The sequence below is a fragment of the Ruminiclostridium josui JCM 17888 genome, assembly GCF_000526495.1.
GTDB lineage: Bacteria > Bacillota > Clostridia > Acetivibrionales > DSM-1351 > Ruminiclostridium > Ruminiclostridium josui.
On sequence record NZ_JAGE01000001.1, the window covers coordinates 3,507,955 to 3,521,809 of the forward strand.

14 protein-coding genes and 1 pseudogene are annotated in these 13,855 nt (G+C 34.6%); all 15 read left to right on the forward strand.

Features of this window, described 5'->3' with window-relative positions; translation table 11 throughout:
- The first annotated feature begins 95 nt into the window (after positions 1-95).
- Positions 96-866, forward strand: a complete 771-nt coding sequence (locus tag K412_RS0115865; protein ID WP_157833835.1) for a hypothetical protein — start codon at positions 96-98, stop codon at positions 864-866.
- 1,050 nt (positions 867-1,916) lie between these two features.
- On the forward strand, positions 1,917-2,156 hold the full coding sequence (locus tag K412_RS0115870) for an AbrB/MazE/SpoVT family DNA-binding domain-containing protein (protein ID WP_024834011.1): 240 nt from the start codon (positions 1,917-1,919) through the stop codon (positions 2,154-2,156).
- 59 nt (positions 2,157-2,215) lie between these two features.
- Positions 2,216-3,067 carry a hypothetical protein gene (locus tag K412_RS0115875; RefSeq protein WP_024834012.1) on the forward strand — a complete coding sequence of 284 codons (852 nt, stop codon included), beginning with the start codon at positions 2,216-2,218 and terminating at the stop codon, positions 3,065-3,067.
- Between the two features lie 21 nt (positions 3,068-3,088).
- Positions 3,089-3,634 (forward strand): hypothetical protein, encoded by a 546-nt coding sequence (locus K412_RS0115880; RefSeq protein ID WP_024834013.1) that lies wholly within the window; start codon positions 3,089-3,091, stop codon positions 3,632-3,634.
- Positions 3,621-4,409 (forward strand): hypothetical protein, encoded by a 789-nt coding sequence (locus K412_RS0115885; RefSeq protein WP_024834014.1) that lies wholly within the window; start codon positions 3,621-3,623, stop codon positions 4,407-4,409. The genes K412_RS0115880 and K412_RS0115885 overlap by 14 nt, the downstream gene beginning before the upstream one ends.
- On the forward strand, positions 4,406-5,260 hold the full coding sequence (locus tag K412_RS21455) for a hypothetical protein (protein ID WP_024834015.1): 855 nt from the start codon (positions 4,406-4,408) through the stop codon (positions 5,258-5,260). The genes K412_RS0115885 and K412_RS21455 overlap by 4 nt, the downstream gene beginning before the upstream one ends.
- Before the next feature lie 30 nt (positions 5,261-5,290).
- Complete coding sequence (locus K412_RS0115895) at positions 5,291-5,584, forward strand: hypothetical protein (protein ID WP_024834016.1); 294 nt, start codon at positions 5,291-5,293, stop codon at positions 5,582-5,584.
- A gap of 32 nt (positions 5,585-5,616) precedes the next feature.
- Complete coding sequence (locus K412_RS0115900) at positions 5,617-6,339, forward strand: hypothetical protein (protein WP_024834017.1); 723 nt, start codon at positions 5,617-5,619, stop codon at positions 6,337-6,339.
- Positions 6,340-6,399: 60 nt separating this feature from the next.
- Entirely contained in the window at positions 6,400-7,404 is a 1,005-nt protein-coding gene (locus tag K412_RS0115905) for a PDDEXK-like family protein (protein WP_024834018.1), read from the forward strand.
- Positions 7,405-7,567: 163 nt separating this feature from the next.
- Positions 7,568-7,771, forward strand: a complete 204-nt coding sequence (locus K412_RS0115910; RefSeq protein ID WP_024834019.1) for a helix-turn-helix domain-containing protein — start codon at positions 7,568-7,570, stop codon at positions 7,769-7,771.
- Between the two features lie 21 nt (positions 7,772-7,792).
- Entirely contained in the window at positions 7,793-9,139 is a 1,347-nt protein-coding gene (locus K412_RS21460) for a site-specific DNA-methyltransferase (protein WP_024834020.1), read from the forward strand.
- A protein-coding gene (locus K412_RS0115925) for an IS3 family transposase (RefSeq protein ID WP_278244529.1) occupies positions 9,055-10,199 on the forward strand; the annotation gives its coding sequence in 2 pieces (ribosomal slippage) (positions 9,055-9,319 and positions 9,319-10,199; 1,146 coding nt in all). Before K412_RS21460 ends, K412_RS0115925 begins: the two co-directional genes overlap by 85 nt.
- Positions 10,200-10,330: 131 nt before the next feature.
- Positions 10,331-11,071: pseudogene (locus K412_RS0115930) on the forward strand (DNA methyltransferase); the annotation flags it as partial.
- Positions 11,072-11,073: 2 nt separating this feature from the next.
- Positions 11,074-13,368 (forward strand): DEAD/DEAH box helicase, encoded by a 2,295-nt coding sequence (locus tag K412_RS0115935; RefSeq protein WP_024834022.1) that lies wholly within the window; start codon positions 11,074-11,076, stop codon positions 13,366-13,368.
- Between the two features lie 162 nt (positions 13,369-13,530).
- On the forward strand, positions 13,531-13,773 hold the full coding sequence (locus K412_RS0115940) for an AbrB/MazE/SpoVT family DNA-binding domain-containing protein (protein ID WP_024834023.1): 243 nt from the start codon (positions 13,531-13,533) through the stop codon (positions 13,771-13,773).
- The last annotated feature ends 82 nt before the right edge of the window (positions 13,774-13,855 follow it).

The window sequence follows — 13,855 nt, forward strand, 5'->3', positions numbered from 1 at the left end:
AGCTTTCTCTATTCTATTTCTATTCAATTTAACAAATAATCACAAAAACAATCAGATATGTATTGTTTTGTATATGATTGTGACTGGAGGTATACATGATGGAGCTGATGGAAATGACCTATAGCAGACTACTTGAGGAGGAAGAAAATCCGTTGTCATTATTGAAATGGGAGAAAAGCACGATTAAATATGTATTAGAAAATAAAAACAAAGTTTATCGTGTTATACGATCTTATACTAAAAATATGATAAGCGTGAATTCCATGGACATAGAAGATATATACTCGAATTTATTAGAATATCTAGGCAAAGCGAATGACTATGAACACGATATAGTAGGCATACATGGCAGTATTGTTTCTCTAGAATCATATGTCTATACAAGTATATTGTTTTGCTGCAAGAGATATAAAAAAGATACTTTTAGGCGTGAAAAAGACATTATAAAAGATGCTTTTGTAGATGATGACGGCGATTATTATGATATTTTTGATACTATTTCTGACGAAAAGGCACTAGAGCCTTTTGAGGAAGCTGGTTTTGATTTGAGACATCACCTTAAAAGTATGGAGTGTATTCGTTATAAATATAAACATGACATATTTATGTTTTTATACATAAGGCTACTCACAATGGGGAACTGTGACGATACTTTGTACAGGAAAGTGCTGGACGTATTTGGGATATCAAGGAGAGCACTTAATGAATTAGAGAGAGCATTTTCCATCAATGATGAAATACGACAGTTAATTAAAGCCCTGTCTAGATATAAAGCCGACGAAGCAGCAGGTATATTAGAGAAATATGTTTATAACTCCAAAACAATTAGAAATGCGATAGATGAAATTATGCAAGCTAAAACATAAGTGTAATACGCTCAATTTAAAATTGTACAGTAAAGAGTATATTATAGTAATAAGACATTCACTCATTCAAATAAAAGCTATAGGGCAGTGAGAAGCTGCTAATCAGGATTTTTAAATTCGGCTAGTTGAAGAAACTGCAGCTGTATAAAAATGATGAAAGCTAGTTGAAAAAATACTGGAGTAGGTTGACAAGGGAATAAGGGTCTATAATGAAATTCTAGCGTTCTGCTTGTACAAATATATAATCAATGGCGGTAATTAGTAAATACGCTATAGTGTTTATGATGTCCTATTTACAACAATAAAATCGTAAAGACAATATTTATACTATATATTCATATAGAGCTTATGACAATAGAATTCTAGGCTTTATAAATAGTATTATTATCAGCACGCTAGCATCAAAAATTAAATATGATTCAGAAAACTAAGACATGGGGCTAAACTTGAAATCCGGACATTAGGAACACATAAGCGTTTATGAAATTATGATAAAAATAACACTTAATTGGGCATTGTTTTTATTATATTATAAATATTCTGGTAACATTATGGTTGAGATATGGGAGCAGTCTAGGTATATATGGTAAACATGCAATCGTTTAAGAACCTATAAAAAACATAGTACCCAGTAACTATTTTTTGATTTTAGTAACAGTAATGAAAATATGCGATACTAGTTAAAAAAGGCATAAACAGATGAATATAAGGGAGTGTCGTTAACCTCACTTCCATGGAGCATGCAGAATAAAATTTCCATACCCCCTATATTGACAAAAATCCTAAAATGTGGTAAAATAGAAATTGTCCAAGGGGTATAAGGGGGAAAGAGGGTAATGCAGGTCTACACTAGATAACTAATATCGAGTACTAATTCATACGATATGTTATTGAAATACTGGTGGGAGCATCAAATGGTGCTTCCATTTTTTATTGTGCAAAATGTACTTAGGTGGCATACATATACAGCAAATCTTAACATATATTGACAAATTATTACAGCGGTGATAGAATACAACCAGCTGAAAACATATAGAAGTGAGGGATTACATGAAGGCAGTTGGAGTTGTACGTAAATTGGATAGTCTTGGCCGTTATGTGTTGCCAAAAGAGTTAAGGAGCAGACTTAACATAGACATAGGGGATTCATTGGAAGTATTTGTAGATGGTAATTCCATCTTATTAAGAAAGTATGAACCATATTGTATCTTCTGTAATGAGGTTAAAGATGTAAACTACTACAAAGGGAAAAATGTATGTAGCAGGTGCATGGGAGAACTAAAGGGATAAGGTTTATAATGTCGAAAAAAGAGATATGACATAATTACTGTTTTAAAGGGATGAACTCATTGGATAAAAAAGTGTTATACACAACTTCTTTCGAAGATATTATTGAATCAATATCAAATATATGTGGTTGCAGTGAGAAAGCAATACATAACTTTTTAAAGCAATCAAGACCATATAGAAATACAGCTGAAAGTGATATTAATATTCATAGATTTTTTAGGTCACTAGGAATAGAGTTTACAGGGAATAACGAGTTATTCGAGGTTATTAAATTTGATTCATGTGTTGTGTCTCATTTAACTACAAGAATAAATCCACCAAATGAATCAGATATCTATTGTCTTATAGATACTTTGGTGAAACCTACGGACATAAGTAAGTTCTTAGCAAGCAAGAGCATAACTTTTAAGAAGGAAAAGCAAGGTTTAAATGTTTATTATAATGGTGAGTTAGTAGATTGGAACAACTTTAATTGTTCATCTTCGTACAGAGCTAGGAAAAGGTTAAGGACTCAAGGAAAATACATAGATAATTGTATAAATGGGTTTTTGTTTAATCATTTATTTTGGGAAGATAGCAATGTTGAGCATATAAAATATTGTCCTGAGATCGTTATTGACATATGTGATGAGCTGAAACGTCGGGATATAATCAGTGAGTGGGAGAAGATATCTACAACTTATGCACTTGGGTTTATTATGGATGTAGGAGATATTACATTTGATGAATATACACGCTTTAAAACGACTAAATCCAAAATATATTTAATATACAAGTTTATCGTATATTTTCTTGTACAGATATACCATAATGAGTGGTCAGCAAGGTTGGATAACCCAATAATCAGATTGAAAGACAATAAATCTGTAAGTAAGGAAAATATCTTTGGCTATTATAAAATAGACAGATAGTATACTTTTAGGGAGTAAAAGATGGCAAATACTAATCAACTGAAATATATTATTGAACCGGAAATGAAACGGATTTTTTGTGATACATATTGTGCTGAGACTTTGTCATTATCAAATAAGCAGCTTCAATGCATATTTAACGATATGGAGCCGGACCTGGTAGCTGTTAGTTATGAGAAAGGTATACTGCATATTGGTGAAATAACTAGATCGGGGTTTATGGGTCAGAAAGGTAAAGACTTCCATGTTGGGGCAGTAAAGAAAATATTTGAAGCTTTCTCCAAGTTTTATTTACTCCGACTTGATAAAGAAGGGGTACTTCAAAGACTAAGAAAATATTACGATATTAGCATTATAAGTGATATCCAGTGTCATTTTATAGTCCCAGAAGGATCAAGGTTTATAAAGGCTTTAGGTTATAGGGCTAAGCTATTTGATACTGGGGTTATGAGTTTAGATACCATAAAGCTAGATAAAGAATACGAGCTGTTAATGATACAGATTTTAATGAATGCAAAGGATGAAATGGGAAAACAGGGGGGCGTGAGTTTTATTGAGTATAGATGACCCAATTAAAAGCGGTAGAGTTAAGAAGGAGAATTTTTTAGGTGCAGTAATTGACCATGAAAGCAAACAGTTCAGGGTTTACACCAATGATATGCTTATAAATAGATACTCGCGTGACTCGGTGAATGTGGCAAAATCATTTGATAAACTGTGCGGGGCTCAAATGAAGAAAATTAGTGAGTTATACAGTAGATCTATTTATTACATAGGTGATGGGTTTGTAAGGGCAGCTAAGAATTCAGATGATGTCGGAGTTGAATGCGGAAAGCTATTGATGAATGCAATGCAAACAATCACTGCAAGCGTAGAACTATTGAGAAATGGCTATATTCTCCAGCCAGGTATGTTGCTAAGGTCAATAATTGAGACATTCAGCTTAATATCATATATCTTGCTTGAACCAAATGCTTTCAATGAGTTTAAGGGCGGAAGAATAGATATAAACAGTACCATTAAATACGGGAAAAAAGTATTACCGCCATTGGGAGAATTTCAAGGGCTATTAAGTAATAACTTTGTTCATATTAGCCATCTTCATTCAGAATATAATATTATTACTGTTTATGATGAAATGACAGAGCCACTAGATCTTAACCTTGGCATTATTAAAAATGCCGTATGGATGCTTTATGTAATTACTGAGTTGGTTTATTACAACTATTTTGACAAGCACCTATTCTGGGACAAAAAGAACAAATACGAGTATATATTTAAAGGCAGAGAGGGCGCAGATGCATGGATGAAAGACTTTTTTGATATGGAGGGTTACAAATGAATTTAATACCAAGTCCTGAGGAATTTTATCTTCAAGTACCATTGTATAGGACGTATCAAGTAAATGAAGTGGATTTGAATGAAGTATGCAACATAATTTTTTATACCGGAACACTAGATATGTACTGTTCAGGCTGTAAGAATATAGGAACGTTTAAAAGTCTGGTCAAATCTACAGTAGCATATGCAAATTATATAAATGCTAAAAGTAGTACAGGAAGTTTATCAAGCTTCTCAAAAGTGGATTCAGAATTTGAAACATTAAACAAAACTAGATACTATAGAGTTAGTTTCTCCTGTACTAGGGAGTGCGGCCAATTGGTTGATTTCTATATACAAATTTATAATGATAAACTCTCAAAAGTCGGCCAATATCCTTCACTTTATGATTTAAATAAATCAAGTATAAGGCAGTATGAAAAAATATTATCTCCTAATTACATTGATGAATTTAATAAGGCAATAAGTCTAGCTTCAAGTGGTATAGGTATTGGATCCTTTGTTTATTTGAGAAGGATATTTGAAAGTCTTATAGAAGAAGCGCATATTAAAGCAGCTGAAGCAGATAACTGGCAGGAAGATACTTATCAAAAAAGTACGGTAGACCAAAAGATAAATATTATCAAAGAGCATTTACCGGCATTCCTGGTGGAAAACAGGATAATATACTCGGTTTTAAGTAAAGGTATTCATGAGTTAAGCGAAAAAGAGTGCTTAGATAACTTTGAACCTTTGAAACTAGGGATTGAACTCATTCTTGATGAAAGGAAAGAACTCATTGAGAGGAACAGGAAAATTGAAGAAGCTAAAAAGTCAATACAAAAGATACATGAGGGCATGAAAGGAAAGTAGACTCTAGTGATATAGATAGGAGCAATAGATATGCATGAAGAAACCAATTGGATCAATATTGCTACAATGATATTTGAAGGTACAAAGTGGGATGCTTCGGATGATGAAATAAAGCTTCTCGCCCAAAGATTGCTTGTTTTAGAAGATAGGGGGCTTTCAAAATTAAATAAACGGCTTATGGAAGGTGGAAAGAAAATATGGGATACATTTGCTGAGCATAACTTTTGTAATGAGCTTATACAACATAACCTTTCCACTACTCCAATTCTGTATGAACAAATGAGTTGGAAGGCAAAACTCTCAATAGACCTCCCGACTTCGTAATACAGAAAGAAGGCATTACATTTTGGATACAAATGAAGAATCTGTCAGAAACAGAGCGGGAAAATAGAAGATCAAAGGATATTATGCAGATAAAGAAACTCGCTCAAGACATTAAAGTAAATAAATTCTTCTGGTGCAGTTTGTCGGAGGACTTTAACTCTTCTGATGTTAATCCATTGGTTGACTACATATCCACTATCGCAGTAGATAGTATTGATAATGAAAAATATTGGTACCCATCACCGGATCACATCAAAGCTGAGATTACCTTTTGGAAACCCAATAAAACGGTATTTGAGCATCTAACATTAGGGGGTTCTGGTGATAATGAGTTCATAGATGTTACTGGAGAAAGCAGTACCCAAATAAGAAATAGCTTAAATAATGCGGCTGGAGCATTTGAGTGGGATACAGATAATAAAAATATAAATCTTATTGCTATGGAAATGGGTAATGCCAGCCATCACAATATAGATATTGGTGAAGCTGTGTTTGGAACTGAAGAATTTATTTACGGTATAAACAGAGAACAAAGGTGGCATAGAGCAAATAATGGTTTCTTTGAGGACATTCAATTTAACAAAAAGGTAGCAGGAGTTATAGTTGTAAAACGTAAAGAGCATTCACCTATATGTGAATATACAAAGCTGTTATTTATTAATGACAGATTTAAAGATAGAGCAGAGCAGATAGGTTTAATAATGAATTTTGACAAGGTTATCCATTTTAATGATTTGATACAAGATGATAATTGACATATAATTGATAGCAGAGTAAGTACAAGGTGCTATGTTTTATATTAAGGAGTTTGATGCATGCCTGATCTATTATTACATAATAAGCAAATAAATAGTGTATTTCAGTTGTTGGGTGATAAAGAGAACGATATCTGCTACAGCGTTGCATGGGCATTATCTAAGTGCCCTGAGCTCTTAAAGGAATTCATTAACCAAACAATACAAGTTACCAAATACGATTCTGAGAATGTAGAAATACGTTTGCAGGAATATAACTCTGATGATGGTGGGTTTACTGATATTGAGATTATCTGTGAGCCTTATTTTTATATAATAATTGAAGCAAAGCGAGGTTGGGTACTTCCGGGTAAAGAGCAGCTTGAAAAGTATGCCAGCAGACAGAACTTTTTTGATAGTTCAGCCAAAGTAAAGAAACTCATTGCAATGTCAGAGTGTAGTAAATCCTATGCAGAGCATAACCTACAGGTGAAAAATATAAAAGGTATAGATATAATTCCGGTTTCATGGAAAGACGTTTATAAGTATTCAGAAGCAGCTTACAGAAGAAGTAACCATGCTGAAAAGCACCTTTTAATAGAACTACAAACATACTTAGGGGGATTGATGACCATGCAGAATAAAGATTCAAACCTAGTATTTGTTGTATCCTTGGGCAGTAGTAAAATTGAAGGTTCGGATCTTACTTGGATAGATGTAGTTGAAAAGAAGGAAAGATACTTTCACCCAATGGGACAAAATGGGTGGCCTAAAACTCCTCCTAATTATATTGCTTTCAGGTATCACGGCAAATTACAGTCAATTCATCATATAGAAGGATATAAAGTTTTAACAGATTTGAGTAGTAGAATTCCAGAGATACCATATGCATCATGGATGGAAACACCTCACTTTCTATACAAGTTGGGAAAGGGCTTTGCACCAAGCAAGGAAGTAAAAACAGGTAACATTTATCGGAATGGCAGAGTTTGGTGTATGCTAGATACATTGTTTACCTGCGATACAATATCGGATGCTCGTGATGAAACAAAAAGAAGGCAGCAGTTAATTGGGAGCAAAATCTGAGAGTTGGAAAATTGCATAGAGGTAACACATATTTAGTACAGTAAGTATTAGAAGTAATACTTATGGTATTAAAATATGTATTATATAATTGAATTTACGGTTCGTATATGATAGCATTAAGGCATTAAGGTTAGTCTAAACCTTATAATCAGGAGGGAGCTTAATGGCATTAAGCTATAATAAATTATGGAAATTATTAATTGATAAGAACATGAACAAGGTGGCTTTAAGAGACCAAACAGGTATCGGACCATCCACTCTTTCAAAGTTAACGAGAAATAAAAGGGTAAGCATGGAAGTGCTTGAAAAAATCTGCAAGGAATTGGACTGCAACATTGGCGATATCGTGGATTATGTTAAAGATTAGATAGAATGGGGCGCTTATACGATGGATAATAATTTAAACAGCTTAGAGATGATGAGCAAAGAAGAACTTTTAGAATTTGTAAAGAAAATGTTAAACGGTGGTATTACATTATCGTTTAATGGAAAACGCACAGCGCAAGTAATTGAACGTAAGGTAATGCCACGTATTGTTAAGATTGATAAAAAGCTTAGCTTCAATGACAATAGTGCTGAAGGAAACAACATTATTATAGATGGTGAAAATCTTCAAGCGATGGTAACACTTTATAAATATAAAGGACAAATAGATTTAATCGTTACAGATCCGCCCTATAATACCGGAAAAGACTTTAGATATAATGATAAATGGGATACAGATCCGAATGACCCGGATTTAGGAGAACTTGTAACCCTGGAAGATGGTTCTAGGCATACAAAATGGATGAAATTTATGTTGCCTAGAATTCAAATGATGAAAGCAATGCTAAAACCTAATGGAGTCTTAGCAATTTGTATTGATGAGCGTGAATTTTTCCATCTTGGCATGTTATTAAATGAAGTTTTTGGAGAAGAAAACAGAATAGGCATAATCAATTGGCAGAAATCATACTCCCCAAAGAATGATAGCAAACATGTGTCAACGGCGACTGAATATGTGCTAGTTTATGCGAAAGACAAGAACATAGCCAAAACAGCATTGCTGCCACGTGATGAAAAGATGAATGAACGTTTCACGAACCCTGATAACGATAATCTAGGAAGATGGGCAGGAAAAGACCCTACAGCAAAACAATTTAGAAAAAATACAGTTTATGGCATTCAATCTCCTTTTAGTGGATATATACATTATCCTGAAGGAGAATATAGTTTTAATGGAAATGTTCCTGAAGCAACCAAACATTGGACTGGTATGAGCAAAACAGAAATGCAATTGGCTTTAGAAGGTTGGGGCTCACCATATGTTCTAAAAAATATAGGTGATGGGCGCGGACAGGCGTTGGTGCTAAAGGGCTCATCAGTAAGATTACATGACTATGACCCATCTAAAGACCCTGTTGTAGCGGAAGCTAATAAGAAGGCTTTATACATTAAGGAAAACTCGTCTTGGCCAAAGCTAATTTTTCTCGATGATAATTCTCGTGGGGTTGGTTTTGGTAGGCCTCGAATCAAAAATCATTTAAAGTTTGTAAAACAAGGCAAAGTAGCAATGACTTACTGGGCTGATGAGGATTATGATGAACTGACCTTAATCCAGTTTGATGGACACAAGGAATCCCTATATAATAAAAACATGGAGGGATTCAAATGGCTGAGAGAAAAAAGTTTGATAAAGCATTCAAGGAACAGACCGTTGAAAAAATATTGGCAGGTGAAACAACAGCAAGCTTAATGGCAAAAGAAATTGGAGTGCACTACTCAACAGTAAGAGACTGGTTAATCGCTTATGAAAAGGATGGTTCAAGTGCCTTTCCAGGCAGTGGTAACCTTAAGCCTGACGATGATGAAATAAGAAAATTACGCAGGGAATTAGCTAACCTTAAAGAGGAAAATGAAATATTAAAAAAAGCCGCGGCCTATTTTGCGAAAAATCAGAAATAAACAAGTTTAATTTTATCTATAAACACCGCTTCATATTTCGGATTGCAAAGATGTGTCAGGCCCTTCAAGTATCAAGAAGCGGTTATTATGCATATTTTTCACGTAGCGAAAGTAATCGGAGCAAGTCAAATAGAGAGCTCCTTGAAACTATTAAAGAAATCCATAAAAAGAGTCATGGAATTTATGGTGCTCCTCAGATAACAAAGAATCTTCCGGAAAATCAGAAAGCCAGTAAAGGCCGTGTTGCAAGGTTAATGAAGGCAAATGGTATACGTTCCAAAGTGTCAAAGAAATATAAAGCGACTACGTACTCAAATCATAGTCTTCCTGTGGCAGATAACATTCTTAATAGAGAATTTACTGCCAGTAGACCTAACCAGAAGTGGGTATCAGATATTACGTATATTCCTACAAAAGAAGGTTGGCTTTATCTTGCTGGTGTAATGGACCTCTATGGACGTAGGCTTGTAGGATGGGCTATGGCGAACCATATGAGAACGGAGTTGGTATCTGCTGCTCTGAATCAAGCAATTGGAAGAACCGGTGCTAAAGAAGGATTAATAATTCATTCTGACCGGGGAATTCAATACGCCAGTAATGACTATCAAAATCTGCTAAAAAGATATGGATTTGTATGCAGTATGAGCAGAAAGGGCAATTGTTATGATAATGCCCCTATGGAATCTTTTTGGGGCAAACTTAAAATGGAATGGCTAAATGATTATAATTTTGAGACCAGAGCTGAGGCTAAAAAGGCTGTTTTTGAATACATAGAACTGTTTTATAACCGTAAAAGGACTCATTCAGCAAATGGATATATTCCCCCATTCGTGCTGAAGGAAATATCATAGATATTGTAAGAATTAATGAGATAAATAGTGATTCTTGCTGTCTATTTTATTGAGGCAAGGTCAAACCATTTGTCCTTGAGTCACAATCATGGGATCACGAAGAGTCAGGACATAGCCAGACAGGACTTACCGAATTAGACTCAATATTAGGGAAAGGACATAATTTTGAAACTGTTAAGCCTCTAAAATTGATTAAAAAAATTATACAACTATGGTGTCCTCCAAGCGGTATTGTACTAGACCCATTTGCTGGATCAGGAACAACTGGGCATGCTGTACTTGAATTGAACGACGAACTGGGAGCCGAAAGAACCTTTATTCTCATTGAAAAAGGCGAAGAAGAAGATAAATATGCTCGGACTTTGACAAGAGAACGTGTTAAAAGGGCCATCACAGGTGAAAGAGTCAATAAAGATGGAGCAGTCGAGAAACTAGAAGATGGGCTACCTGGCGGTTTTGCATATTGGGTCTTGGATAAAAAAGTTGACGCTAAAGCTATTCTTGAAATGAAACGCGAGGAACTTATAGATGTCATTACAACATCGCACTGGGAAGATGATAAGAGGAAGGCTACTAGTGTTATTGAAAGGATAAACAAAGATTACAAGTATTTAGTTGGTAAAAACATTCTGAATGAAGGCTTCTTCATTATTTGGAACGGTAAAGATTCAGTTGGTGAATTAAACCAAGGTACCTATATGGACCTATTAGCGGAGGCAAAGAAAGAGGGTGTCAATACACCATTCCATGTGTATGCTAGATACCAAGTTTACCAGACACCTAAAGTAAGATTTTATCAAATACCTGATAAAGTACTTATGCATCTTGGCCTCAATGAAAATAGTGATAGATATAATAATGAGGAGGACTAACAGTGGAGCTTATAAAATTTCAGATAAATGCATCAGAGATGATTGCGACTAGACTTGCTGATTATTTAAAAGAACCTTTAATGAGGACGAAAGATGAAATAATACCTTTTTATCAAAACCTATCATCAATAACGGGTTCCGGGAAAACACTTATTCTTGCAGACTGTATTGAACAGATACGTGCGTATTTGAGCACACAGCCTGTAGTGCTTTGGTTATCAAAAGGCAAAGTTGTTGTTAGTCAAACTTTGGAGAACCTTTCTAGCGGAAAGTATGCGGAGAATATTCCTAATTACGATGTTAAGCCACTACTGGATTGTAAGGAAAGAGACTTGCAGGATGATAAGAGGGGCCTAATACTAATAGCTACTGTAGGAAAGATAAATCAGAAGGATAAAGAGGAAGGCGACAGGCGAGTTTTTCAAACGGGTTTTGATAATGCCGACAGCTCGTTATGGGATATGCTAAAAAAGAGAAAATCATTCACAGGTGTAAAAAGAGACTTAATAATAGTTTATGATGAAGGACATAATTTATCTGACCAGCAAACACAGATTTTACTTGATTTATCTCCTACAGCCTTAATTGCAGCAAGCGCCACAACTAAGGTGCCAAAAGCATTAGAGTGGTATATTGCTCGATTAAAGAATGAAAAGGGTTTTAAGGATAAGGATCTGGTTGTTGCTGTAAGTAATAAAGAAGTTGTTGATAGTGGTCTTATTAAAAAGCATATATCTTTAGGTGGTTATTTAACTCCTATGGAATTGGCAATAAATAACCTGCTAGATGACATGAGGGAAACTGAAGAAGCAACTAAAAAATATGATTGCAGGTTTTTACCAAAGGCTATATATGTGAGTGATACAAACATGTTGCTTGCTACTTCTGAGGTTGATAATCCATTAGTGCCTTTTAATGAAAGACGAGCAAGACCAATTAAGATATGGAAACACCTTGTTGAACAAGGTGTTCCTCCGGAAGAAATTGCAGTATACTGTAATTTGAAGTTTGACAAGAGATTTCCTAAGCCAGACAACTTTAATTTGTTTAGTGGTGGAGACAACGATTATGAAGAGTTCACAAAAGGTAACTATAGGCACATAATATTTAACCAATCACTTCAAGAAGGTTGGGATGACCCTGCCTGTTATTTTGCTTATATTGATAAGGACATGGGTTCAAGTACCCAGGTGACTCAGGTCATTGGTAGGGTTTTAAGGCAGCCCAATGTAACTCACTATCCTGATGATAAGTTGAATATGGCTAGCTTTTACATAAAAACTGATGAAAAAGACGTTTTTAAATCAATATTAGATGAAGTTAGGAGAACATTATCTATAGATATTCCTGAAATTTCAATATCTTATCATATTGGCGGCGGTAAAAATAAGGTGAAACCAACTGAAGTGGCAAGACATGAAGTTGAGGTGCCTGATATCGCTATTGTATCAGATAGGGCTATGGCAGAGATTAAGAATGTCATTGATAAGATGATTGATTATTCAAAGGATGATACAAATACTGTTGGTGAAGGCAGCACTATTAAAGTTATTACTGACATTGGATCTAATGAAGATGGACGGGAGGTTACAACAGTAACAACGCATAGTAATAAGGTTACAGTGAGATGGATTTTTAAAAGAGAGCTTGATAAGTTAGCCAAAAATGCAATAACTATCTGTGATATATCTGCACCTAAATTTGATGCACTTGTTGAATATAGCAGCAATGCGGCATCTTATGTTAAAGAAGAAGCTGCAAAAATTGCTGAAATATATAGACAGAATTCAATTATTATGCAAAATCCACTTGATACAGTTCCGGTGGGGGAAATCATCATTAGTGATGAAAGCGTAGAATTTAAAAACTCTGTTCATGCACGGTATAGCGACTTCAACGCCTTTGAATTAGATTTTGCAAAGGAGCTAGATAAAACAGGTTTAGTATGGATGAGGAATCCTAAAAATGGCATATTGAAAATAAAATTATTAGATGGAAAAGGTACTGATAATTTTAACCCTGACTTTATAGTTTGGACAGACAACACAGTTTACGCTCTTGATACAAAAGGAGACCACTTAATTCATACAGACAGTGTTCGGAAGCTATTCTATCTTGAAAAGGCATGTGATGGGAAGGATTTAGTCATTAAGCTTATAAGTGAGAAAAAATATAATGTTCATGGTCAAGTAATAGACCAAAATGGATATACTGTATGGCAGCTAAAACAAGGACAAATATCACCAATGACATGTTCAACTATTAAAGAAGCAGTAAATATATGCGTATCAAACTAAGGAACGGTGCTAGTGTTAATAGTTCAGAGTCGAGTGTTAGTTTTATTGACTAATATTCGACTCTTTTTTATATCATTAAATAAATTCCTGCAAAAACAGTTGTCATATTTAGGAAAATAATATACAATTTAAACAAAGTATATTTTAGGGATAGTTTCTAAAATGAAAGCTACAGGCATTGTTAGAAAAGTAGATGAGCTAGGCAGGGTTGTATTACCAATTGAACTAAGGCGTGGAATTGCTGTAGATCATGGTGACGCTTTAGAAATAGGTGTTAATGCTAATGAGATTATTCTGAAAAAGTATGTACCACGATGCGTATTTTGCCAAGAGTCAGATAATGTTAAGGAACAATTAGGTAAAAACATTTGTGCAAGCTGTCTAAAGGACATCAATACCTTGTAATTGATTTACACTAAGAGAGAAAGTAAAAACAGGGACACATAGTTTACCTGCGATACAATATCGGAATGAAACAAAAAGAAGG

Coding starts and splice junctions, on each gene's coding strand:
- K412_RS0115900 (WP_024834017.1), top strand. CDS start 5,617: ATGAAGAATCTGTCAGAAACAGAGCGGGAAAATAGAAGATCAAAGGAT.
- K412_RS0115865 (WP_157833835.1), top strand. CDS start 96: ATGATGGAGCTGATGGAAATGACCTATAGCAGACTACTTGAGGAGGAA.
- K412_RS0115880 (WP_024834013.1), top strand. CDS start 3,089: ATGGCAAATACTAATCAACTGAAATATATTATTGAACCGGAAATGAAA.
- K412_RS0115895 (WP_024834016.1), top strand. CDS start 5,291: ATGCATGAAGAAACCAATTGGATCAATATTGCTACAATGATATTTGAA.
- K412_RS0115910 (WP_024834019.1), top strand. CDS start 7,568: ATGGCATTAAGCTATAATAAATTATGGAAATTATTAATTGATAAGAAC.
- K412_RS21460 (WP_024834020.1), top strand. CDS start 7,793: ATGGATAATAATTTAAACAGCTTAGAGATGATGAGCAAAGAAGAACTT.
- K412_RS0115870 (WP_024834011.1), top strand. CDS start 1,917: ATGAAGGCAGTTGGAGTTGTACGTAAATTGGATAGTCTTGGCCGTTAT.
- K412_RS0115940 (WP_024834023.1), top strand. CDS start 13,531: ATGAAAGCTACAGGCATTGTTAGAAAAGTAGATGAGCTAGGCAGGGTT.
- K412_RS0115905 (WP_024834018.1), top strand. CDS start 6,400: ATGCCTGATCTATTATTACATAATAAGCAAATAAATAGTGTATTTCAG.
- K412_RS21455 (WP_024834015.1), top strand. CDS start 4,406: ATGAATTTAATACCAAGTCCTGAGGAATTTTATCTTCAAGTACCATTG.